The following is a 23,261-nucleotide window of genomic DNA, read 5'->3' as shown; positions in this document are numbered from 1 at the left end:
ATTTTAGCCCATCTCTTAAGATTGAGGGTCTTGAGGTGGGGCTGGTGTTACCACGTTTGTGATAAATGGTTGCGATAATGAGGATTTTTTAGCATTGATCCCATTAGCTTTGGATAACACGTAAATTTTATATTTTTTATCTGTACTCACCACAAGCTTAGCTTCTACTGAATCTTTAGACACTTTTTGAGAGTATACAGCAGTGTTTAAGTTGTTCAAAGTCAGTTCTAAGCCATCATTAACGACAAATACTTCATACTCGGAAATATTTGTGTCTATAGCTGGTTTGTTAAACTTAACCGTAATGCCGTTAGCATCAGCATCCGCAGTTGTTATTGTGGCCGCCTCAACCGTGATATCATCTGGATTTGGCGAGAGTGTTACTGCGTTAGATTGTTTTGACAATGCATTGGCTCCTGTCTTAGCTACGGTCATTACTTTAGCAACATACGAGGTTCCAACTACAATAGGATTCCCAGAGGCATCTTTTGAAGTCATCAAGGTTTGCACAACATCATTATTATTGGGTCTAATTATGGAGTACCAGCTGTCATCTTTAATGCTTTCGGCACTCTGTTGATTGAAAGTACCGGCCCACCCCTCTGGAATCATAAACACTCTATACTCTTGTACATTCTGCTCATCCTTGACTTTCTTAAAACTGACCTCGATATCACTATACTTGCTTCCTTTAGCATTTAACACTACTTGCCCTACTTCATCAACTTTTGCAAGATTAGTCAATTTAATAACATCGGAAGGAGAGGACAAGTTATACATTCCTTTGGAGCTTCCCGTACCTATTGACAATACGTACACCCGATACTCCTTATCGTTTGCAATTACGTTACCATCCGTATCTCTATCACCATTTCTCAAGTTCAAACTATATTGACCTTTATTTACGTCAGTATAATAAGAAGCTTTAATGGCTTCATTTACACCAAAGCCATTGGCCTTTGAGGCAGGGACAACGAGAATACGATAATTACCTATATTCGATTCATCGTAAGCCTTTGTGAACGAAACCTGTAAATCTCGGCCATCTCCATAATCACCTACATCGCTTGCTCTAACATTGCTCGCCGCTTGAACGGCTTTATTCTTACCAAGCGTAATTACGGATGAAGAAGACAACGCGTTAGCGTTCGAGGAATTTCCGTTTGCTACAGTCAGTACATAGACACGGTAGCTGGTGCCTTCCGTAATGTAATTGCCGCGCACGTCCCTTGCCCCATCCTGGGTCCGGGTTACCGACCTGTTCCCGCCTCTGCTCTCTGTTGTGTAATAAGAGCTGCTATTGGCTTGCGACAGACTGAAGCTGCTGTAATAAGAAGTAGGCACAACCAGAATCCGATAATGATTGACATTCGATTCATCGGAAGGCTTCGTGAACGATACTTGCAAATCTCGGCCATCTCCATAATCGTTCACATCAGCGACAGTCAGGTTCGATACGGCTTGCACATTGTAGTTCTTCCCGAGTGTAATCGTAGACGATGGCGAGGACAGCGCGTTGCTGCCGGAATAGTTGCCATAGCCTACTGAGAGAACATAGACGCGGTAGCTAACACCTTCCTTGATGTAATTGCCGCGCACATCCCGTGTAGATGATGTGAGCGCCTGCCCATAAGTGTAATTCCCCGTCTTGTTCACCTGTGTGTAATAAGAGCTGGATACATTATTAGCATCTGACAAGCTGAAGCTACTGTAATAAGAAGTAGGTACGACCATGATCCGATAATGGCTAATATTAGATTCATCTGCCACCTTATTGAAAGAAACATAGAGATCACGACCGTCCCCATAATCATTCACATCGCTGGCATACAAATTCGATACTGTACCTACATTGTTGCTGTATAGTGTAATCGCATTGGAAGCAGACGATAACACGTTATTCCCTGAGTTCTTAGCTACGGCCATAACGAATATACGATAGCTGACCCCATTTTGAATGGTATTACCATCAGTATCCCGGGCTCCGGATGAGAGAACCTGAGTAATGTTGTAGCCCGTCTTGTTCACCTGCGTGTAATAAGAGCTGGACAGACCGTTCGCCTTCGTTAATGTGAAGTTTGAATAGTTGCTGGCTCTAACCACAAAGATCCGGTAGGAGCTGATGTTAGATTCATCAGACATTTTGTTGAAGCCAATCCGCAGGTCGCGTCCATCACCGTAGTCACTAATATCATCGACTTGAGTAATAACCGGAGTAGACACTGTGTTTGGATTAAGTGTTACCGACGATGAAGCTGACGATAGCTTATTAACGGCTGAATTGGTGTTGCTTACAGACAGAACGAACGCTGTATAAGGTACGCCGTTCTTAATATAATCGCCGGAGGTATCACGTGCCGAGGAAGACAGAGTTCCTGTCATCGTGCTGATGTTGCTCCCCGATTTATATACTGTCGTATAGTAGCTGCTGGATAAATTATTCGCCGTAGTAAGACTGAAATTGTTAGCATCCTTGGTCTTGACGATAAACACACGGTAATTCGAAATATTGTTGTCATTCTGCGGACGAGTGAAGCTGACTGAGATGTCGCGTCCATCGCCGAAGTCGCTAATATCGCTAACCTTCACATTCGTTACCGCTGCAACCGAGGACACATCTGTTAGAGTAATCTTCGGAGAAGGGCTCGACAATGCACTGGAATATGAACCTTTCCCAACAGCAAGTACATAAGTTACATAAGGCTGATCATTTCTAATGTAGTCCCCGTCCACATCTCGCGAACTCTGCGATAAGGTTACCGCGCGATCCGAATTTGCAGTCGACACAGTCGTATAATTCGAAGCGGAGACATTCAGAGCCGAAGCCAGATTGAAGCTTTTTGAAGCCTTCACAACCATAACCCGGTAATGATCGACGAGTGACTCTGTAGACGATTTGGAGAAGCTAACCTCCAGGTCACGCCCATCCCCTTGATTACCGATGTCTCGAGCTGATACATAGCTCACTGGAGAAATACCGGTGTTGATTGGAGTGTCAGATTTAATAGTTACGATCTGATCTCTCGAATTCCAGCCCACATCCTGACCGAGAGCCTCACTGACGAAGCGGACAGGCACCATCGTTCTACCTCTTAACGTCTGCGCCGGAACATCGAGTGTAACCGTCTGATCGTTAATTGTAGCTACCTTCGAACTAATTTTGAGAACTACCGTTGTATCTCCCTTAATCCCAGTAACAGTTTTCGCTTTTTGATTCCAATAAACTCTTGCGTCCAGAGCTTCAAAGATCGCTCTAAGCGGCAGCATGACACGTCCCTTAACCATCACTGGTGGCTGATCCGTCTTCAACTGAACTCCGTCCACGAAGATTCTGATCGTCTTGGCCGCTTGCGCAGTCGATGGCTGCAGCAATAAGGGTACAACAAGTATCGCTGCAAGAAGTACAGTCCATATTTTCTTCAAAAATTCCACCCTCCCTCATGCCTTTCTAAAACCCAGCATGATAATTATCCTCGACTATTTTAACGCGCTAACCAGCATAAAAGTTTCTTTGATTTTCCTAGTAAAGAAAATTTAACCTTAGTGCAACAATATTGAAACTGTTCAGGCGGTTTTCAGGAACATGCGTATCTTTTTCGCAACTTAATTTCCTTATTTGGGAAAACGAGTAGTGAAACATTTCACACAGATTTTCATACCAAAGTATGGTAAGATAAACCTCGCATTTAAAATCACATCAGGATGAAGACCAAACAGGAAGGAGACAACATGTTGGGGAAGAAACGCATTATTTTTATCGTTCTATGTATTATCGCTATGAGTCTATCAGGTTGTTCACTATCATCGAAGGAGGAGGGCCAGACCGACGACACGATTCAATTCATCAACGCTACTTCTGCCTTGATTACTGTGGATAACGGACAGGATTTGAAGCTGTTCGGCGGAATGAAGCCTACCCCGGAAAATGCCGAAATGTTGAAGGAGGCTCTTGCAAGCTCATGGGATATCACCGATACCGAGAGTGCTGAGTCGATGGTCCAATGGCTGCTGACCGAAGGGCATAATGCCGAATTTATGACGTATATGGATGAGTATCTTGCCAATAAGGATGAGTTCAATAACATCGTTGCTGAATTGGATGCATCCTCCGATACGACACCTGAACAGACCCAGTTCAAAGAAAGCATTGAATTATTTGAGAATGTACATAATGCATCCCCGGATAACGGCATCATCGCCTGGGATTTATGCCGGGCGACTCAAGTAGCAAGCTGGTCCTACATTGCCGGACATTTATCATACGAACGTGCTGTCGAGTTAAGCATAGACGCTATGAAGAAGATGCAAGAGCACTTCACCTCATGGGAAGACCTGATCGATAATTATCTGCTCGGCTATCAATATTGGTCCGAGGACAGCCCAAGCGATCCGGACTCGACACTGGTCAGAAGACAGAAGATCTATGATGATCTTGTGAAGAGCTCGGACAGCCCCTACAGCGTAGATTGGAATACTACGCCTAGTATGCCTGCTGCTAAAGAATAGGCGCTTCATTAAATAAAGCCCCGCTGGAGACGAATGGGTCTCCTGCAGGGCTTTATTTAGTCTGTGCTACCCTCGCTTGGGCAGCAGCTTCACATACTGATCGGACAAGCCCATCAGCTTCATTATATAGTCATAATCGTTGCGGTATTTTGAGAAATCAACCACGGGCTCAAGGGTCTTGATCGACACAGCGGAACCCTCCTCGAAGCTCTGACCAGGCACGAACATAATCTCATCGTTGAAGAATGAGCCCGTCGGCAAATAATATCGCATACCGATCACATTGCGGTCGATATTCAACAAGTCTTGTCCAAGCGCGGTAAAGCCCTCATCCTGCAAAGAGATCCCGAGCAAATTGACGGCCGTCGGCATAATATCCACCTGACCGCCAGCACGCTCGGAACGAATCCCCAACTGCTGACCTGGGATATGCATAATGAGCGGGATGTTAAAACGGCTCACCCGGTTGTCATAAGCGATACCGAGCTTCTGCTCGATCTCGCTGGCGCTCGTATCATTCGGCTGTACTCCGAAATGATCTCCATAGATGACGAGCATTGTATCGTCCCACATCCCGGTTTCTTTTAACTGGTCTATCAAGGCCCCGATCGCATAATCCGTATAATTGATCGCTGCAATATAATTCCCGAGATTCGTTCCGTCGATATCTTCTGGAAGCTGAATATGCAGCTTATCCTTAGGGACGATGAACGGAGAATGGCTGGACGTGGTCACGAACTGAGCGTAGAACGGCTTACCTTCGTTATGAATCGCCTGCAGCTTATCCACGCCAACCCGGTACATCTCCTCATCGGAAGCACCAAAATCATTAAAATGGTCATTATTATATGCCGGCTTGTCATAATACTTATCGAAATGAAGCGCCGGATACAGCTTGTTCCGGTCCCAGAAAGTTACATCATTGATATGGAACGTATTCGCTACATAGCCGTGCTGCTGCAACAGCCGTGGCAAGCTTGGCAATTCGCGGTTCCCGTATCCGGTGGACATCGCTACGGCTGCCGTAGGATAGATCGATGTATTCGACATAAACTCTGCGTCCGAGGTGTTCCCCTGGCCAATTTGCTGATAGACATACGGGAAGTAGATTCCATCTTGAATCAGGCTATTCAGTACCGGGGTCACCTCTTGATCGCCGATCTTAAGGCCGATCGGGAAATTCTGAAAGGATTCCATCTGGATCACAATCAGATTCTTGCCCTTGGCTGCGCCGAAATAATCCGGTGTCCCCGATGCGGTCGTATCGCGGTCGCGGTAAGGATATGTGTTCTGCAGCGCATGAATCTCATCCACTTTCTCCTGCAGATTCCCTTCGCGGATCATGCGTTCTTCCTCCTGATTACGAAGAGCAGCATCTACCTGATAATTCAATAAGCCTATTTTCTCACCACGCACCAGTTCATTATCAATCCCTTTACCAGAACGGACATACAGAGCTGATGCACCAACGCACAGTACTAGAACAACGGATACTCCGATCATCCAGCCACGGCTTCTGCCACCTGAATCACGGCGGTCCATTGAGAAGCTAAGTCTGCGACTGCGGCGGCTTGAGACGATCTTACGGACTAGAAGCACCAACCATAGCACAACTATATCGACAAAATACAAAAATTGCTCCGGCCGCAGCAGCGCATTCACACTGCCCCGGATCTGCGGAACCTGATTCAGCTCGCTCAGCACCGCATAGGTCGGAATCGTCCCAAAGTGGGCAAAGTACAAAGTAGCCGCAAATAGGATCAATGAGATTATGATATTGAAGCTAGTATAGACGATCCCCTTCCTCTTAATAGGGAACAGCAAATCTACCAAGCATAGCAGCGCCAGCATAGACAACGCCTCAGCAGGCAAGCCGCCCCAACGGATTCCTTCATAGAAGAAAAAACGCATGAGACCGACTTTTAATAATATCAACAAGAACGTAACGACAAATTTCCATCGGTTTACAGTTCGGTCATTTCCCATCTTATTTCATCTCTTTCTAGTATTGGTCAGTGAACATTATAGCAGCAATGAGCGAGATTATCTAACTTGGTCACTAGTAAGAGATTACCGCTTTATGTATCGTAAACTAAAAAGGAGCTGCCCATATATAACACCATGGGAGCTCCTAGGCTCAAGCTTCGTATACCCTAACCGAGTCGATAGACGATGGCCTCATAAGGCTTCATCACAAAGTGAGAATTCAACCGACAGTCATCCGGCACGTCCTGCTCATCTCGCTCATAATTGGAAAGTACGATCTGGCAGCGCTCTCCCTTCAGTTCCTCCGGCCATTGAAATTCCGGCGTATTTCCGTAAAAGTTCAGGGCGATGAAGTAGCTCTCATCCCCCAGGGAACGGGAATAGGCAAATATCTCAGGATGCCTGTCCATAAAGCTTCCGTACTTGCCATAAATGAGCGTCTCACTCGACTTGCGCAGAGAGATTAATCGCTTATAATAATTCAAAATCGAATCGGGGTCCGTCAGCTGCTGCCGGACATTGATATGATGATAATCCGGATTCACACGAATCCACGGCACAACGCTGGAGAATCCGCCATGCGGGGTATCTTCCCACTGCATAGGTGTCCTCGCATTATCACGGGCCCGGAACCTGATCCGGCGCATCGTCTCTTCCATATCATGGCCATCCATTAACCATTCCCGATAATAATTGTAGATCTCTACATCGCGATAATCGTCCAGACTATGGAAATGAACATTCGTCATGCCAATCTCCTGTCCCTGATAGATAAAGGGAGTGCCCTGCATCAGCATGAAGAAGGTCGCCAGCATTTGGGCTGATTCCTTATGATAATGGACAGGATCGCCGAACCGCGATACACTGCGTGGCTGATCATGATTCTCCAGATAGAGGGCATTCCAGCCGATACCGTCCAGCCCGAGCTGCCATTTCTGCATAATCTGCTTTAATTTAATTAAGCTCCACGGACCGCAATCCCAGCGTCCCTCTGGCCCAAAGTCCAGGCTGACATGCTCGAATTGAAAGATCATGTTAAATGCCCCGTTCTCCTCACCGATCCATTGATCCGCTTCGGAAATCGGCGTGCCGCTTGCCTCCCCGACCGTCATAATATCGTAATCGGCGAAGGCCTCACGCTTGAACTGCTGCAGGAAATCATGGATGCCTGGAATATTGCGATGTCCTGCCATCGCGTTCACATATCGCAAATGCTTGGGGTTCGGCATATTCGGCAGTCCCGGTAGCTTCTTGATATGCGTGATCGCATCTACTCGGAAGCCGTCGATACCTTTATCCAGCCACCAGCGAATCATGGAGATGAGCTCCTGGCGTACAACCGGATTCTCCATATTCAGATCGGGCTGCTTCACGGAATACAAATGCAGATAGTATTGATCGGTCTGGCCGTCATATTCCCAGGCGGAGCCGTTGAACATCGATTCCCAGTTATTCGGTTCGGCGCCATCCTTGCCATCTCGCCAAATATAATAGTCCCGCTTCGGATTATCCCGTGAGGAACGGGATTCGATGAACCAGGGATGCTCGTCCGAGGTATGATTCAGCACCAGGTCCATGATCAGCCTGATCCCCCGCTTATGACACTCCCCAAGCAGCATATCGAAGTCCTGCATCGAGCCGAACTCATCCAGAATATCGTAATAATCACTGATATCATAGCCATTATCATCATTCGGAGAACGATAGATCGGACAGACCCAGATGACATCGATTCCCAGGTCCTGCAGATAGTCCAGCTTGGAGATGACCCCCTGCAGATCGCCGATGCCATCTCCATTCGAATCCATGAAGCTCCGCGGATAAATCTGGTATGCAACCGCCTCTTTCCACCATACTTTACGCATATCGCTGCCTCCATATATGCAAGAAATACAAGAAACTATGCCGTTGTGTGACTCACCATACCTGTAAGATAAGCCGTAACTTCCTCTTCGCTAGGCATCCCATTCTGCGCGCCAAATTTCGTTACCGCTAGTGCAGAGGCGGCTACCGCGTATTCTGCGGCCCGCTTCATCTCCCAGCCTCTGGCGACAGACACCGCCAAAGCGGCATTGAAGCAATCCCCCGCTCCTGTAGTATCCACGACATCCACCTTCTTGCCCGGAACGTGGAAGCAGTTGCCCGATTTATTCATATAGACCATACCTTTGGAGCCTAGAGTCACAGTGATCGAAGGAAGGCCCTTCTCAATCATCCTCTTCATTGCTATATGTAAGGTAGATTGGTCATCCGTCTCCATTAACTCCGGCATCCCGGCCAGGATGGATAATTCCTGGCGATTCGGTGTGATCGTGTGCAGCATCGGATACACTTCTTCAGGTAGCTCACGGGCCGGCGCCGGATTTAGAATGATCTTTTTTCCTTTATCGTATGCATATTTAATGGACTTAACTACCGTCTCCAGCGGGATCTCCAGCTGCAGAAGCACGACATCCGCTTGGTCGATCAAGGCATGCTGCCGTTCGATATCCGACCATGTAATCTCGCCATTGGCACCCGGGATCACGACAATTCGGTTGTCCTGGTCATGAATCCAGATGGAGGCTACGCCAGTTTTCACTTCCGGCATAATATTCAACGACTGATGAATCGAATGGCGATTCAGCTCCTGCTGCATCTGCTGGCCGAAGGTGTCCTCGCCCACGGCTCCGATGAATGATGTCGGCAGGCCCAGACGTGAAGCCGCCACGGCCTGATTCGCCCCTTTTCCCCCAGGCAGCAGCTTTACCCCTTGACCCATAATGGTCTCGCCTTGCCCTGGAATAATAGGGGTCTCTATCATAATATCCATATTAATGCTTCCTATAACGACAATGTTAGGTTCTTGGTTGCCTATCATTGCTATCTCAATCCCTTCGTGTTGAATCCCTGGTGATTAACGATACATTGATCTCAATCACTTCGGATTGAGACCTTGCTTCCGCAGATTCCACCTGCTGTATAATAGTGCGAGCCGCCTGCTCCCCCATCTTATAGATGGGCTGTGCAATCGTCGTCAGCTCTGGCTCGATAATCTCAGCCAGCTTGATGCCATCGAAGCCACAGACGGCAATATTCTCCGGCACCCGGATTCCCCTGCGGTGCAGCGCCTTCAAGGCGCCTATAGCCATGAAGTCATTGCCGGCAAAGATCCCGTCAATATCCGGATGGCGCAGCAGCAATGTCTCAACCGCCTGCATCCCCCCATCCAATTGAAAATGGCCAGGTGCCATTAGGGATGGGGTATACCAGGAGAATGATTTGACAAAGTCTTCGTACCCATTAAGTCTCTCTTGAGCAGTGACTATCTCTTGCGGACCATAGATATGAGCAATCTTCCTGCAGCCGATATCCAGTAAATGCTTAACCGCCATCTGTGCACCTGCGTAGTTGTTGCAGCGGATCAACGTGCATTTCTGTTCATCCGATGTACGGTCCAGAACTACGACCGGAATCTTCTCTCGCTCCAGCTTATCCAGCTCATCCTGCGTTAAATAATTGGACGCATAAATGATCCCGTCGATTCTTCGCTTCCTCAGAGCCTCAAGATACGACTTCTCCTTATAGTCCTGATTATCAGAATTGCAGAAGAAGGCCGTATAACCCCGCTGTTGGCATACATCCTCGACCGCTCGCGCCAATTCGGAGAAGAAGGGGTTCGTGATATCGGGAAGGATAAGTGCAATCGTTGGCATACTAAGATCAGCAAGTCTGCGCCGATTCAGCGGTTCATACCCAAGCTGGGTCATCGCTTCAGCGATGCGCTTCTGCGCACCCTCGCTAACATAGCCGTTCTGATTGATCATGCGTGATACCGTAGCTACCGATACACCGGCTAACTGGGCCACATCCTTGATCGTCGACAAGTTCAACACCACCACTCTATACGTAATTGCTTGTTTTATTTGCCTGATTTCATAACAGGTCTTACTTCATAGTAGGAATAAGCTGTCCGACTACCGTGACTATTGCCGAAGCCGATCGAGCCTCGCAGATAGGGAAGATCCTCGTCCCGATATTGAAGGAGCGGAGCCCCGTTCACAGCAATATCGATTTGCGAGCCGACCACAGACACTTGTAGCTCATATTCTACACGATTCTCCCAATGAAAAGAACAAGCCTGTAATTTACGATAGCCTTCGAAATTTTTATACAGACAAAGGGTATGATCCGGTGCGAATCCAACCGCATAGCTCCTCATGGCTCCCTGCACGCGGAACAGAAGATGATGATGCTCGCCCTTAAGCGGCGTCAATCTGGCCTTGAAGACATAATCCTCCCAGCCGTGGGAACCGGTATAGCACTCGGCGATATCATAGCCATGGCCTCCTGCCAATCGACCTTCCTCCAGCCGCCAAATCCCGCGCAGATAAGTCAACTGAGATACGGTCTGATGGATGGCATTCCATTTCTCCAACCGCCCGGAGGAGAAGTCTGTGCCGTAATCGGCCGCACCATATACCTTCCATTCATCCAGGAAGCACTTCAGTGGGAAGGACTTCTCTCTCAAGCTGGCATCTCCGCTTACCGTGAACTCCAGCCCTAGCTTACGAATCATTACATTCTCGGCTGCAGGAATCTGATAAGATACCCTCTGCCAATCCCCGTTCAAAATGAAATGCTCGCTATACATACGGCGGCCCGTAGCGTCATCCTCCGCGAAGAGACGAACATGTAGACCTGGGCCGACGGATTCATCCAGCTTCAAATAAGCGTCCACCTTCTGTCCCGGGTAGACCGTCGGCGATAGATCCGGATCATAACGACTATCATCAAAATCCGCAGGCTTGGCATAGGTCAGAAAATACAAATCAAAGGTCGTTCCTGTAAAAACGGAAGGAGCCGTCAATTGCAAGGAACGTCTACCTCTGTAAGCTTCACAATCCGTATTGGTCAGAATGATGCGGTCATTCCCTTTGTATGTCCACTCTAAAGCATGGGTAGAGCCTGGCAGCTCAAAATGCAAGTAATGCGTGCTGTCATCATGTATAATAGGATCCCAGCCATCGATGGACTCGCCATGCAGCTTGCAGGCCAGCTTCGCCGTATAAGCTGTAATCTGTGGTATCGTCTGTAGATTCAGACTGCCGATCGTCCCCGACAGGCACACAAAATCATTAATCGGCTCCGTCCATTTTCGGTCGATACCGCCAGGGCCGCAGAGCACACCAAGAATAGCGCCTACATTCCCCACATTACAATCCGTATCCCATCCGCACATATTACAGATGTTGATCGTCCGGCTGAAATCCCCCTGTCCATACAGCATGGACAAGACGATGACGGCCGCGTTAGGGATGATATGACATACCCCTTCATAGTGCTGATAACCGTATTTCTCTAGCACATAGCTAAAAGCTTCGCGCCACTGGATGCCCGGATGATGATCATAGAAGGCTACGACATCGCGAACCATAGTTGCATAGTCGCTATCAGCTTCAATGACCGATAACCCATCGGCAATAATATCTTCAATTCGGCTATTCACAAAAGCGGAAGCGATACATGCCGCAATAAATCTGCCGCCACGAATACCGTCACCATCATGGGTGACACTCGACATCATCGCCGCTAAATCCGCCGCCTTCGCCGGGTTCCCTGGACAGACCAGCCCCCAGCAATCCGAGAAAATCTGACCGCCGATCTGCTCTGCTGTCGTCTTGCCGTTCTGTTCAATCGAACCGGACAGCGGCGCAGGAATGCCGTTCTTCACATTCATATACGCCGTATGCTCCGTAGATACACCATATCCTCCCCACCAGAAGAAGCCATGGCCTTCCGCTGCATAGTTCAAGAGAGTGTGCCCCATCTCCCTGGGGGTAATCTGCTGTGGATCGAAGTCATCCAGCGCCCTCATGAAGAACACAGGGCCATTAATATCATCGTCAGCGGCAAAATGCTTGAACAAAAATGGGTATTCACTAATCTCACCGAAGGTCTGTTCAATTCGCTCATAGCTCCAACCTTCAATGTTGGCGCCATGGACAACTCCAATCACTTTACCCAGCCAGCCTCCGTACAGTTTCTCCATATAATTAGCAGGAAAACTCATCTTTTCACCTCATTAATCAACTTTTCACAGCTCCGCCCGTCAGACCGGCAATAATCTGCTTCTGGAAGATAACATATACCGTCATGATCGGAATAATCGTGAGCACAAAGGATGAGAATAGCAGATTGTAATTCACAGAGTAGGTTGACTTAAAGTTATATTGGAATAACGGAAGCGTCCAATACGTCTCCGCTTTATTCAGAATCAGCAGCGGGAGCAGAAAGTCATTCCAGATCCAGAACGCATTGATTATGATGATTGTCGCTGTCAAAGGAGCCAGGAGCGGGAAAATAATAGAGCAATAGGTTCTGAATTTCGTACAACCGTCAACATAGGCGGCTTCCTCCAGCTCCTTCGGGATGGTCGTCCGAATGTAACCAACATACAGAAATACCCCCTGGGTCAGAGCAAAAGTAACATAGAGGAAGATCAAACCGACCCTGTTCAATAAATGAAGCTGGGTCATCAGCTTAGTGACCGGCAGCATGATCACCTGGAACGGAACGATGATTCCGAGGATCAACAGGATGTAGAAGGTTTTGAAGTACCATTTATCAAGATTGCGGCTGATCGCGTAGGCTGTTAACGGCACAACGAGTAGAATCAGCACGATAGAAACTGCAGTTATCATAATCGAGTTAGCAAAAAATTGAAAGAAATTATTGCTATTGATAACCTCTTGGAAATTGCCTAAATACAATTCAGTAGGAAAAGAGAAGAAATTCCTCGCACTCTCTTTCGTTGTCTTGAATGCCGTGATCAGGGTTAGATACAGTGGAGTAAGTATAACCACCAAGCCCATAAGCAGCAAAATATAACTCACTGCGGTCAAACGCTTCTCTGTTCTCATTATGCATTCACCTCATATCTGCTGCTGGAGCGGATCTGAATGATCGACACCAGGCCGATAATAACGAACAGGATCATGGCAAGTGCGCTGGCATAGCTGAATTTAAACTCCTTAAAGGCGAAGTTATATACAAGCAGCCCCACACTCTCCGTCGTTCGTCCCGGACCTCCTCCAGTCATGGCGACGATAATATCAAAGGCGGTGATTCCATTCTTGGCCGATAAGATAACGACCATATTTAAGGTCGGGATCAGAAAAGGCACAACCACCGAACGAAAACGCTGCCATGCATTAGCACCATCAAGACTGGCCGCTTCAAGCAAATCCTGCGGCACACTCTGTAGGGCAGCCAGGAATAATAGAATCGGAATGGCCAGTCCTTGCCATAGGCTGACGAACAGAACACCATAGAAAGCCCAGCTCGGGTCAGATAGCAGATTCTTCGACAGCATCTCGGAACCGATCGCTTTACCGAAAGCCGGAAGAGCTTGAGAGAACAGTTGATTCCAGATCAAGCCTACGGTGATCAAGCTGAGAACTGCCGGGAAGAAATAAGTCGTCCGGAAAAAGGATTGAAATTTCTTAACACGATTCAGCAGCAACGCAATAACTACGCCCAGCACGACCGTCAGAACAATCAGCAGCAGCGCGTATCGAAATGTAAAGCCCAGGCTGTTGCGTATCCGTCCATCACTCAAAAGCTCGCTATAATTATCGAATCCGATATATTTATGTGTCTTACTCAACCCGTCCCAATCCGTCAAGCTATACAGAAACCCGTTGATCAACGGGTAAATGAAGAAGATGGCATACAAGAGTAGAGCTGGCAGTGTGAAAAAATAATGGGCATGTCTGTTGAAGTTTTTCATTCACTGTCCCCCATTTCAAAAAAAGTTGACATACAATCACCGAATAAAGAGAGTGGAACCAAGGATTTTACTCCCCAGTTCCAACCTATTATCGTCCGATTACCATTTTTAGTTCTTGCCAAATTCCTTATTAATCCAGGATTCCAGAGCCCCTTTATCCTTGATGATCAGATAAGCAGAAGTTTCAGTCCCCCAGCTGGAGTCGAGACCTGCTTTCCAATCAAAGTGAAGCCATGGCTGAAAGCGTCCATTTTCAGAGAGCAATTTGGTAACATCCTCTGTCTGTGGTGAATTCGCTTTTACCCCATTCACAGTCGAAGGTGACTTCTCGTTATCCGCTAGGAATTGAGCTGTCTTCTGTTCAGTCATAAATTTAACGAATTTCTTCGCTTCTTCCGGGTGCTTCGTCTCTGCCGAGATCGCAAGCGCATAGTCAATACCGCCAGTAACAACACCAGCGCCGCTGTCATTCGGTACAGGGAACATCTTATACTCGTCTTCCATACCTGCCATATCAATGACCGGCACAGCCCAGATCCCTTGAGGGAGCATCAGAGCTTCTCCAGTAGCGAACAGATTGACCGCTTCATTGTATCCATTACCGGCCGCATCCGCCTGGCTGTAATCACGGATAAAGTCCATTTGAGTGATCATCTTCTGAATCCCCGCGTTATCCTCTGCCTTCGCAGCAGGATCTGCGAAGAACTTCGCTGCCGCCTCAGGATTCTCTGCATTGGTAATCAACGCTTCGGTAAGGTGACCCGCCGTCCAGGCATCCTTGAAGCTGGTTGCAAACGGGATCTTACCTTTCTCTTTAATTGCTTTGGCTGTGTTCTCTAATTCCCCCCAAGTTGTAGGAACCGTTAATCCCAGCTCATTGAATTTCGTAACGTTATAGAAAATACCATAAGCATTCATCGTTAATGGCACACTGTAATCCTTGCCGTTAACTTTCACATCTTCGTAATATGTAGGATCGACATTAGCCAGAAGATCGGTGTCCGTCAGGTCCAGGAAATAATCAGATTCAGCTTGAGTTCTGAAGTCGGATTCATTCGGAAAAATCGACATGATATCTGGTGCGTCGTTACTTGCCATCCGGCTATATAGAACCTGACGTGAGTCAGGGACTTGAACCTGATTTACTTTAATGTTTGGATTCTCTTCTTCGAAGTTTCGAATAATCTGCTCCATATAATCTTTAATCTCTGATTTCTGGTTGAACAATTCAATCGTTACCTGATTACCTTCGGATTCGCTGTTATTGTTAGCGGCTACGTTGTTGTTCGCCTTGCTCCCGCATCCAGATAACAGCAATACGCCTGCTAGAAGCGCTACTCCCCAAGTTGCCTTTTTGTTTCTCATTTGTAATATCCCCCTGTTCACTTGAACAATCTTTGCATAAACATGTCAACAAACTGATCTCGCAAAACATCTACGGCTACAAGCATATTTGTCTCTGTCGGACGACCGAAGAATACATCCTGCTCTTCGACGGTCATTCCTCTTGTATGCTCGCCCTTGCATTCTACAAGCATTCGCTTCGGTGCCACTTTTAGCAATTCTGGATGACTTACATAGGCTACAGTTAACGGATCATGAAGGATTGGAAGATGCTTCGATGAATCCATCCATTGGGTGAGAAGACGTGAGAGGAAGCTGACTTCGCTCTGGCTGGCCCGATTGATCTTCTCCACATCCGCTTCAGTCAAGCGGCATTTAAGCGTTACATCCAAGCCTACCATCGTTAAGCGAAGACCGGCATTGAACACGATCGCCGCCGCCTCCGGATCACAGACGATGTTCCACTCCGGATAATAAGCTGAATACATGCCGCCCATCATGACGATTTTAGCCTGCTTCATAACCTCTGGTGCTTTCATAACTGCGCAGGCAATATTCGTTAGCGGGCCGATCGCAACAATCGTAATTTCCGGATCAAGTCGTACTTGCTCGATTAGGAAATCGATTGCATGCTGATCGCTATTGAGTCCAATATCATGATACTCATCGGACCATTGACATGGAATATCGTCAATATTCGTCTCCGCAAATAGCGGCTTACCGATCCCCGTGGCTACCGGAATATCCAATCTTCCGTAAGCCTTCAGCAGTTGAAGCGCCAGCTTAGTACGAATCGGCGTATTGCGATATACCGTCGTTAAGCCAACCAAGTCAAGCTCGGGTGAATTCAAGGCAAGCGCAATCGCCAGGGCATCATCGATATCGTCGCCAATATCTGTGTCGATGATTATCTTTCGAATGGTTACCACCTCCTATCGCTGAAATAGGAGAGAAATATGTAATTGTTCAAAAGGTGTGAGTTTACTGGGTGTAATTATTACATATCCCTCAACCTTTTATAGTGTTGTCATAACAACTATAAGCGCTATGTTAACAGGTTCAAACGTTTTCATCAAGGGCAGAAGGTGCCCTTTTGTATGAATTTTTGTTGAAACGACGCGGTTTTCCTTAAATTAAAAGGTTGGGATGTCAATTGGTTGATTTTACTTCTTGCTAAATAAAAATATGTAATTTTTACACATAAGGACGATTAGGGAAATATGGGTTATCTGCGGTGTCTCAGGGAATTGATGCGTGTTGAAGCAAATTGGGGAGAGTTGGTACGTGTTGGGGGAGGAGTTCGAGAGTTGTCTAGGATTAGTTGGAGAGTAGTTTGAGGAGTTGGAGTAGTAGGGAGGGGAGCTTGGGGCTGGTTGGTTGTGTTGTGTGGCGCTGGTTGTGTTTGCTGGTTGAGTTGCGTTGGTTGTGTTGGTTGCGTTACACTGGCTACATTTGTGTAGTATGACGTTCCGTTTGTTGAAGGTCGTTGAAGGTTAATCGAGTTCCTCAAGGTGCTTTAACTCTAACGACACTGGGTATCGTTATTTTAGGGAAAACGACGTTAATTTAACTCTAACGAAACTCCATATCGTTATTTGGGCGAAAATCAGCCTTTTAGTTACTTATTGGCCTCAATAGCGATCCCCAGTTTCGTTAGGATTGGGAACAGCCCTTTTTCGTGCAAATTGCGATGCCCAGTTTCGTTAGAATGGGGAGAGTACAGAAAAAGAAGCCCCTTCGCTTTCTAAGCAATCGGCTTCTTCTTCTGAGAGTCATAATACCTGACTTTATTATATTTATTTATCAATTCATCGAGCTCTACAGATTGTTCAAGCACACGCCTGTCCAATAAACCGTATTGTGCCGCTAGTCGGTTTAATTCCTCTCGTTCCTGCTCAATAATAGTTCTTATCGTCTCTCTTCTAATCACGTCAATCACCCTATGTTATATTTTAGGGTCTGTTGCTAAATAATGCATATTGGATGTTTGTGCATATAATAAAAAATCCCAAATTTGGTAAAAATAAAGAATCAACTCAAGATAGAGTTGATTCTTCGTCCAATCTCAAATTAATCTTAATAACCAGCGCCATGTGTAAATGCTGTGATTACTCCTCCAATAACAACGCTAACAGATAGAATTTGCATAGTCATCCATACTAAACTCTTCTTCATTGTCCCACGCCTCCTCACATAATTTGATATAAGTTGTTTGTTGCTCCGTGGTGCTATAGTCCCTGTAGAACTCATATAAAATCATGCTGTTCGCCATCATGCTCTTACTGTTGATTCGGATCGAAAACTTTAGGCTGAGTAAGGTATTCTTAATCCCCTCTGCCAGCATCTTCTTCCTGAAACAATAGATTGCATATTTCTGAAAAAATAAGGAACAGCGGAATGTATGAACTTGTTCTTTGTAAACAAAGTCCTGATTGTTATGGTCATCCGGTATTTGCTTACTAATACTGAGATAATATTTAATCTCATCTGAAAATAAACTAAGATGCTCGTCCACAAAAAACTTATGCCGATTTGCCGATTCAAGCAAAGTAATCAAGCCTTCCAGCACTTCGCTTGGGTTCTCCTTCAGAAACTCAATATACTCGGGGATTCTCGACACTCTCCCCTCCTTGACATCTATGGAGAGCAAATTGGCACGAGCAAACATCTTGTATCTCTCAACTTCCACTAACATATTCTGATCCAAACTCTCAAACCAGCTTAAGTCGGCATATTTAGCGATCCATTTCCGGGATTCACTGAACATCCTTCGGAATTCATAACAAGCACCCTTATAAAGATAACCTATACCGTAGTAATAGACCAATGATCGAGAGGGCCTAAAATCAGGAGTCTCCCAACAACGTTTACGATACAGAATCTCTGTCAAGTTGCATAATTCATCCGTATATTTCTCAACTTCATCCCAATCTTTATTCACGTAGTATAATTCAGCCAACATGACTAACCCGTCGAGTACGAGATGTTCAGGCAGTCTGTGGCGATATGGAATAAATTGAGCTGCGGCAGTGAAGTTCTTATGGTTATCCTTTTGATAGATTTGAAACAATCTGAAATAACTGATAGCTAAACGTTCACAATGACTTGATCTTTCACTTTCGACCACACATTCATACAGAAGAATAGCTGCCTCTTTCAGTCCTTGTTCAAACATGATTTCCGCCGTTTCAAAAATACCTGCCACCTGTTTGATATCTTCAATCAGGAGAACAAGTACCTTTTGAATACAATCATGTCTCCGAAGCTCCGCGCAGCGAAGCAGAAAGGGACGTAACCTACGCCAATGTGGGGCTGATGAAGCAAAACTCTCATCCACATACATTTCATAATAGCTGCCTTCCGGAAGGCCCATAATCTCGGTAATGAGATCCAATTGTCCAATCGATATCGGTCTGTTCCCGTTAATAATGCCACTTAGGGTGCCTACATTAATTCCGGATGTTTCAGCAAATTGATGAAGAGTTATCCCCTCCTTCTTGATGTAGCTTTCTAATTCTGCGCGTATCGTGACGGTGGAAATCAAAAAGGATTCACCCCCCTATGAAAGTAATAGCCAATCCAGACAATCCATAATATTGAAAAAAATCTATAATTTAATATTAAGGCTAATTTTGACAATGGTCAATAAGAAATATCACGTTTCCCGTAATTTTATGCCAAATACTTGATAAATTAGGATGGCTATGTCGGAACATCCATTTGTTCACTCTAACGAACGGGGTATCGCTATTGGAGCCCATTGGAGGTCAAAAACCCGGATTTCCACAAAATAACAATATGGTGTTTCGTTAAAATTTTTTACAGCTTTTTTTGTGAAAATAGCGATATGTAGTTTCGTTTAGAGCCAATGCACCGATTTTACAGCAATTGCGCAGCCGCAGCGTTGGAGGCTACTTGCGCTGGATTCTTGCATCCCGGAATTACTGCGGTGACGACCGGATTCTTAAGACACCAGGCCAAGGCCCACTGTGCCATATTCACGCCTTCCGGAACTTCGTTGCGATAAATTCGCTCCACTTCCTCCAGCTTGCGGCGCGTGCTCTCTGGATCATGACGATGGCGAACGTCAGTGGAATCGAACACCGCACCCGGCTTATATTTTCCGCTCAAATAACCACTCGCCAGCGGGACACGGGCCAGCACACCCAGATTCTGCTTCTGGCAGGACGGGAATACACGCTCTTCTGGCTTGCGATCCAGACGGTTATAGACGACCTGAATCACTTCTGAATTGACTTTACTGGATTGCTCTGTCTGATGAAGGTTATCGTTATTGCCGATCGAAGTGCCTAAATGGCGTATTTTTCCGTCTTGCACTTGCTTGTCCAGCATAGTCCACAGCGCATCATTATCGAATACTGCATCCGGCCCGGAATGGAACTGGTACAGGTCAATATAATCCGTATTCAACGCCTTCAAAGACGCATCCAGTTGCTTCAAAACATCAGCAGCATCGAACACATCTGTACGGGTAAAGCGCTCATGGAAATGATGACCGAATTTCGTAGCGATAATCCAGTCCTCCCGCTTGCGGCGGCCCATATAATTCCCGATGAAGGACTCGGACAAATGATCGCCATAACACTCGGCTGTATCGATCAGATTGATGCCGAGCTCCTGACCCTGATCGAGAATCGCATCTACCTCATTCTGGGTAAATTGAATGCCCCATTCTCCGCCGAATTGCCAAGTTCCCATGCCGATCACCGACACATCGAGGCCTGTTTTCCCAAGTGTACGATATTTCATTCTACCCCTCCTCATCTATTAGATACGATAGATCTATTTAAAGTAATTTAGGATTTGGTTGGTTAGCATCCAATATCCATGTCTTTCCTTTTTTGATTGCATATCCTTTTTCCTCAAGACTCTCTCTACACAGATCCTTTACGTAGGATGGGCTATAATTCCAACGTACTGCTGCTTCTTCCGCATCTAAAATGTAAAGTAGAGGATTATTTGAGTCAGTAACATTACTTTTATTAATGATCCAGGTATTTCCTTTTTTAATTGCCATCCCCTTTTTTTTAAGTTTTAGTCTACATAGGTCTTTGACATACGATGGACTATTATTCCAAAGTTTGGCTGCTTCTTTAACATCCATAATGTAATCGAGAGGACGAAGTATAGTGATGTACTTCGACTTTTCAGTATCCATGTTTTCACCCAAAATATTAAGAATAAATAATTAATATATCCTGTACAGATACATTAATCAGCGGTAACGCTTATATAAATTATACCATTTTTTCATTAATTGATCAATTGGGCTCTAGTGAATACAGGTAGCCATGAACTGAGTAATTTACTAGGGTATTGGTTTCATCAGGCACATGCTGAATGGTTCATCACCAAGACCTTAGCACCATTCTCTAATTATTATTGACTCAACCAAATATTCTATATTATTATTTATATTGAAATATATTACAATTTTGCAATCTTGGAGTATGTACAAGGTGTTATGCTCTTCACTCAATTTTACGTAATAATAGTTTATATTAGCGGATGTGATTATACATGCCTAAATTACGATTATTTGTTATAGTTCTCTGTTTGTTTCTTGCTGGTTGTAGCAATAATCAAAATATGACGTTTGAAAATATCAATCGTCAATTGGATGAAGCGTCTGGAACTGAGAATAATCTTTGGTTTGTGCCTGCCAACTTCAGTGTAAGTTCATTTGATATAAAGTATGGAAATAATAAACTAGTATATACATGGACATTTACATTTCACGAGAAATTTTATCAAAAATTATTAATCACAAAACCAAAAATATATTACAGATTACTTTTTCCAAAAGAAGTCTCAAATATTCTTAAAGTTGAAGAATCCGATTATTTTGAACTTCAACCTATCGAGCCTAATGGGAAAAGAGAGTACGCTATAGAAATACCACTGATTATGGACAATGAATTATCAGATGAAGAGATTGAGTTGTTACGTAATAACTTGGATTATAATCTTATGATATATAATGACAATCTCAAAGCAATTAATATGTTTGGAATTAATAGACATTCAATGGATAGAACAATTTATTATAACTAGGTAGAGTACACGGTTTGTGGAACCTGATACGTGTCAAAGCCCAAATTATTTTGGGATTGCCGAAAGAAAATCTCGATGGGCCAGCGTTTGGCGTAGAATGCTGCAATGGTATCCGTTTCCAGTGTGATATCTGTACAACAAAAATCGCGCAACGCCTTCGGCTCTCCGAAAGCCTGCTTCGGCCAGCAAAGTAAAACCACGGCGTTGTCGATTCCATTCAATGCCCCTTCGTAGCGATACATCCAGTACGACGAACCGCTCACGGTGACGAGGCGAACGTCTACTTTGCGGATATGCTGCGCGTAGTCTTGAATGGAGACCCGGATGCCTGGGGGTAGAGAATCCGATTGGTTTCAGTGCACCGATGACGTGATAGCCTGCCGCCGCGCATACGCATCCATGACGCGGGGACAGGTAAACCAGGAATCGACCAGACAATAGCCGCGATGAGGCGGGAGAGGCAAGGTCTGAGCCTGGTCACAAACCCGGTCGATTTTCGTATATGCAGAGCCGTCCGGGTGAGTGAATGTCTTGTCGTAAAGGTTCACTTTGTCTCTATTCTTTTTGATTTTACAGTTTTCTGGAAGCCAATTTGCTCATTTATAGTTTCTATATCGGTATTGTGATTTCCCAGAGCGCTAAAAAAAGATCGCCCGATCCGGGCAATCTTATCTATAGGTGTATATGTCCACAGTAACCACGATCCGTCCTACTGATCTGTATCTGATGCGATGTAAATCTCAAGCTGCTGCTCTTCACATTCGGGAGCCGTCCAGCCGTCAGGCAGTTTGTTCGTAATAATCCCTGTAACCTGGCACAACGGGGTAATCGTGAACAAGGCCGATCTCCGCAGCTTGCTGTCATCAAATACCGCATAGACCTGGCTTGAGCGCTCGATCAGCTGCTGGGCAATCCGGGACTCTAATTCCGAATGCATCGTGAAGCCATGCTCCTGGGAGACTCCATCTACACCGAGAAACATCTTCGTAACATTGAGCTTGCACACCACGCTCTCAGCGAGGGGTCCAATCAACTCATAGCTCTTCGTACGCATCACTCCGCCAATAACTACGACCTGGATCTCTTCCGCATCAACCAGCTCCGCAGCGATGTTAACCGCATTGGTCACAATCGTAATATTGCGTAGCTTCTTCAACTCCTTGGCGATCAGAAAAGTCGTCGTCCCGCCCGTAAGCCCGACCACATCGCCCTCTTCAACTAAAGAGGCCGCCCTACGTGCGATCCGTTCCTTGTCCGGAAGATGCGAGAAGCGTTTATCCGCAAAAGATACCTCGGATGTCGAAGCACGATCTCCATCATATATCGCTCCGCCAATGGTACGGATAATCTCTCCTGATTTCTCCAACGAGTCGAGATCGCGTCTGGCCGTCGCTTCCGAGCAGCCCGTCGCTTCTATTATTTCTTGAATCGATATTTTGCCGCTTACTTTTATCAGTTCCAGAATCTTCGCTCTGCGAAGTCCGGTTTTTGAAATTTCCATAGCCTTCTCCTCTTGTAAACTAATGGTCCGTCAACAGCTCTAACATATAATTTTGGAGGATGAAGGACAAGAATGCAA

Annotated in this window: 17 protein-coding genes and 1 pseudogene; 2 read left to right on the top strand and 16 right to left on the bottom strand. The window is 45.8% G+C overall.

Going from position 1 to position 23,261, the window contains the following annotated elements; all coding sequences use genetic code 11:
• Nucleotides 1-15 precede the first annotated feature (15 nt).
• Nucleotides 16-3,423 (bottom strand): copper amine oxidase N-terminal domain-containing protein, encoded by a 3,408-nt coding sequence (locus BFJ94_RS21500; protein WP_120464469.1) that lies wholly within the window; start codon nt 3,421-3,423, stop codon nt 16-18.
• A 306-nt stretch (nt 3,424-3,729) separates the two neighbouring features.
• Here BFJ94_RS21500 and BFJ94_RS21495 point away from each other — a divergent pair, with 306 nt between their 5' ends.
• Nucleotides 3,730-4,506 (top strand): DUF1266 domain-containing protein, encoded by a 777-nt coding sequence (locus tag BFJ94_RS21495; RefSeq protein ID WP_162944367.1) that lies wholly within the window; start codon nt 3,730-3,732, stop codon nt 4,504-4,506.
• 66 nt (nt 4,507-4,572) lie between these two features.
• Here the strand turns inward: BFJ94_RS21495 and BFJ94_RS21490 are convergent, their stop codons facing one another.
• From BFJ94_RS21490 to BFJ94_RS21430, 13 genes are all read right to left on the bottom strand, one after another.
• Nucleotides 4,573-6,492, bottom strand: coding sequence for an LTA synthase family protein (locus tag BFJ94_RS21490; RefSeq protein WP_120464467.1), 1,920 nt, complete (start codon nt 6,490-6,492; stop codon nt 4,573-4,575).
• A gap of 167 nt (nt 6,493-6,659) precedes the next feature.
• Nucleotides 6,660-8,357, bottom strand: coding sequence for an alpha-glucosidase (locus BFJ94_RS21485; RefSeq protein WP_120464466.1), 1,698 nt, complete (start codon nt 8,355-8,357; stop codon nt 6,660-6,662).
• Between the two features lie 35 nt (nt 8,358-8,392).
• Entirely contained in the window at nt 8,393-9,352 is a 960-nt protein-coding gene (rbsK, locus tag BFJ94_RS21480; RefSeq protein ID WP_120464465.1) for a ribokinase, read from the bottom strand.
• Between the two features lie 7 nt (nt 9,353-9,359).
• Nucleotides 9,360-10,367 (bottom strand): LacI family DNA-binding transcriptional regulator, encoded by a 1,008-nt coding sequence (locus tag BFJ94_RS21475; protein ID WP_308424677.1) that lies wholly within the window; start codon nt 10,365-10,367, stop codon nt 9,360-9,362.
• A 26-nt stretch (nt 10,368-10,393) separates the two neighbouring features.
• Entirely contained in the window at nt 10,394-12,544 is a 2,151-nt protein-coding gene (locus BFJ94_RS21470) for an ADP-ribosylglycohydrolase family protein (RefSeq protein ID WP_120464463.1), read from the bottom strand.
• Between the two features lie 16 nt (nt 12,545-12,560).
• The gene (locus BFJ94_RS21465) at nt 12,561-13,394 is read right to left on the bottom strand and encodes a carbohydrate ABC transporter permease (RefSeq protein WP_120464462.1); all 834 of its coding nucleotides are present in this window, start codon (nt 13,392-13,394) and stop codon (nt 12,561-12,563) included.
• Nucleotides 13,394-14,263 (bottom strand): carbohydrate ABC transporter permease, encoded by an 870-nt coding sequence (locus BFJ94_RS21460; RefSeq protein WP_120464461.1) that lies wholly within the window; start codon nt 14,261-14,263, stop codon nt 13,394-13,396. Before BFJ94_RS21460 ends, BFJ94_RS21465 begins: the two co-directional genes overlap by 1 nt.
• 108 nt (nt 14,264-14,371) lie before the next feature.
• Nucleotides 14,372-15,628, bottom strand: a complete 1,257-nt coding sequence (locus BFJ94_RS21455; protein WP_120464460.1) for an ABC transporter substrate-binding protein — start codon at nt 15,626-15,628, stop codon at nt 14,372-14,374.
• A gap of 17 nt (nt 15,629-15,645) precedes the next feature.
• Complete coding sequence (locus tag BFJ94_RS21450; protein ID WP_120464459.1) at nt 15,646-16,536, bottom strand: nucleoside hydrolase; 891 nt, start codon at nt 16,534-16,536, stop codon at nt 15,646-15,648.
• Between the two features lie 815 nt (nt 16,537-17,351).
• Nucleotides 17,352-17,537, bottom strand: a complete 186-nt coding sequence (locus tag BFJ94_RS21445; protein WP_120464458.1) for an aspartyl-phosphate phosphatase Spo0E family protein — start codon at nt 17,535-17,537, stop codon at nt 17,352-17,354.
• A gap of 198 nt (nt 17,538-17,735) precedes the next feature.
• Nucleotides 17,736-19,151 (bottom strand): helix-turn-helix domain-containing protein, encoded by a 1,416-nt coding sequence (locus BFJ94_RS21440; protein WP_120464457.1) that lies wholly within the window; start codon nt 19,149-19,151, stop codon nt 17,736-17,738.
• Nucleotides 19,152-19,486: 335 nt separating this feature from the next.
• Nucleotides 19,487-20,377 (bottom strand): aldo/keto reductase, encoded by an 891-nt coding sequence (locus BFJ94_RS21435; protein WP_120464456.1) that lies wholly within the window; start codon nt 20,375-20,377, stop codon nt 19,487-19,489.
• A gap of 37 nt (nt 20,378-20,414) precedes the next feature.
• Nucleotides 20,415-20,786: a helix-turn-helix domain-containing protein gene (locus BFJ94_RS21430; RefSeq protein ID WP_120464455.1), complete on the bottom strand. Its 372-nt coding sequence runs from the start codon at nt 20,784-20,786 to the stop codon at nt 20,415-20,417.
• A 362-nt stretch (nt 20,787-21,148) separates the two neighbouring features.
• Between BFJ94_RS21430 and BFJ94_RS21425 the strand changes: the two genes are divergently transcribed.
• Entirely contained in the window at nt 21,149-21,682 is a 534-nt protein-coding gene (locus tag BFJ94_RS21425; RefSeq protein WP_120464454.1) for a hypothetical protein, read from the top strand.
• Between the two features lie 20 nt (nt 21,683-21,702).
• On the opposite strand, the pseudogene BFJ94_RS26350 reads toward BFJ94_RS21425, so the two are convergent.
• Nucleotides 21,703-22,230: pseudogene (locus tag BFJ94_RS26350) on the bottom strand (transposase family protein); the annotation flags it as partial.
• A 161-nt stretch (nt 22,231-22,391) separates the two neighbouring features.
• Entirely contained in the window at nt 22,392-23,183 is a 792-nt protein-coding gene (locus tag BFJ94_RS21415; protein ID WP_120464452.1) for a DeoR/GlpR family DNA-binding transcription regulator, read from the bottom strand.
• Between the last annotated feature and the right edge of the window lie 78 nt (nt 23,184-23,261).

Source organism: Paenibacillus aceti, from assembly GCF_003614185.1.
GTDB classification, from domain to species: domain Bacteria; phylum Bacillota; class Bacilli; order Paenibacillales; family Paenibacillaceae; genus Fontibacillus; species Fontibacillus aceti.
This window is presented reverse-complemented; position numbering and strand designations above follow the sequence as displayed.

Coding starts and splice junctions, on each gene's coding strand:
- BFJ94_RS21465 (WP_120464462.1), bottom strand. CDS start 13,394: ATGAGAACAGAGAAGCGTTTGACCGCAGTGAGTTATATTTTGCTGCTT.
- BFJ94_RS21460 (WP_120464461.1), bottom strand. CDS start 14,263: ATGAAAAACTTCAACAGACATGCCCATTATTTTTTCACACTGCCAGCT.
- BFJ94_RS21485 (WP_120464466.1), bottom strand. CDS start 8,357: ATGCGTAAAGTATGGTGGAAAGAGGCGGTTGCATACCAGATTTATCCG.
- rbsK (WP_120464465.1), bottom strand. CDS start 9,352: ATGATAGGCAACCAAGAACCTAACATTGTCGTTATAGGAAGCATTAAT.
- BFJ94_RS21435 (WP_120464456.1), bottom strand. CDS start 20,377: ATGAAATATCGTACACTTGGGAAAACAGGCCTCGATGTGTCGGTGATC.
- BFJ94_RS21425 (WP_120464454.1), top strand. CDS start 21,149: ATGCCTAAATTACGATTATTTGTTATAGTTCTCTGTTTGTTTCTTGCT.
- BFJ94_RS21490 (WP_120464467.1), bottom strand. CDS start 6,492: ATGGGAAATGACCGAACTGTAAACCGATGGAAATTTGTCGTTACGTTC.
- BFJ94_RS21430 (WP_120464455.1), bottom strand. CDS start 20,786: ATGGATACTGAAAAGTCGAAGTACATCACTATACTTCGTCCTCTCGAT.
- BFJ94_RS21495 (WP_162944367.1), top strand. CDS start 3,730: ATGTTGGGGAAGAAACGCATTATTTTTATCGTTCTATGTATTATCGCT.
- BFJ94_RS21455 (WP_120464460.1), bottom strand. CDS start 15,628: ATGAGAAACAAAAAGGCAACTTGGGGAGTAGCGCTTCTAGCAGGCGTA.
- BFJ94_RS21470 (WP_120464463.1), bottom strand. CDS start 12,544: ATGAGTTTTCCTGCTAATTATATGGAGAAACTGTACGGAGGCTGGCTG.
- BFJ94_RS21415 (WP_120464452.1), bottom strand. CDS start 23,183: ATGGAAATTTCAAAAACCGGACTTCGCAGAGCGAAGATTCTGGAACTG.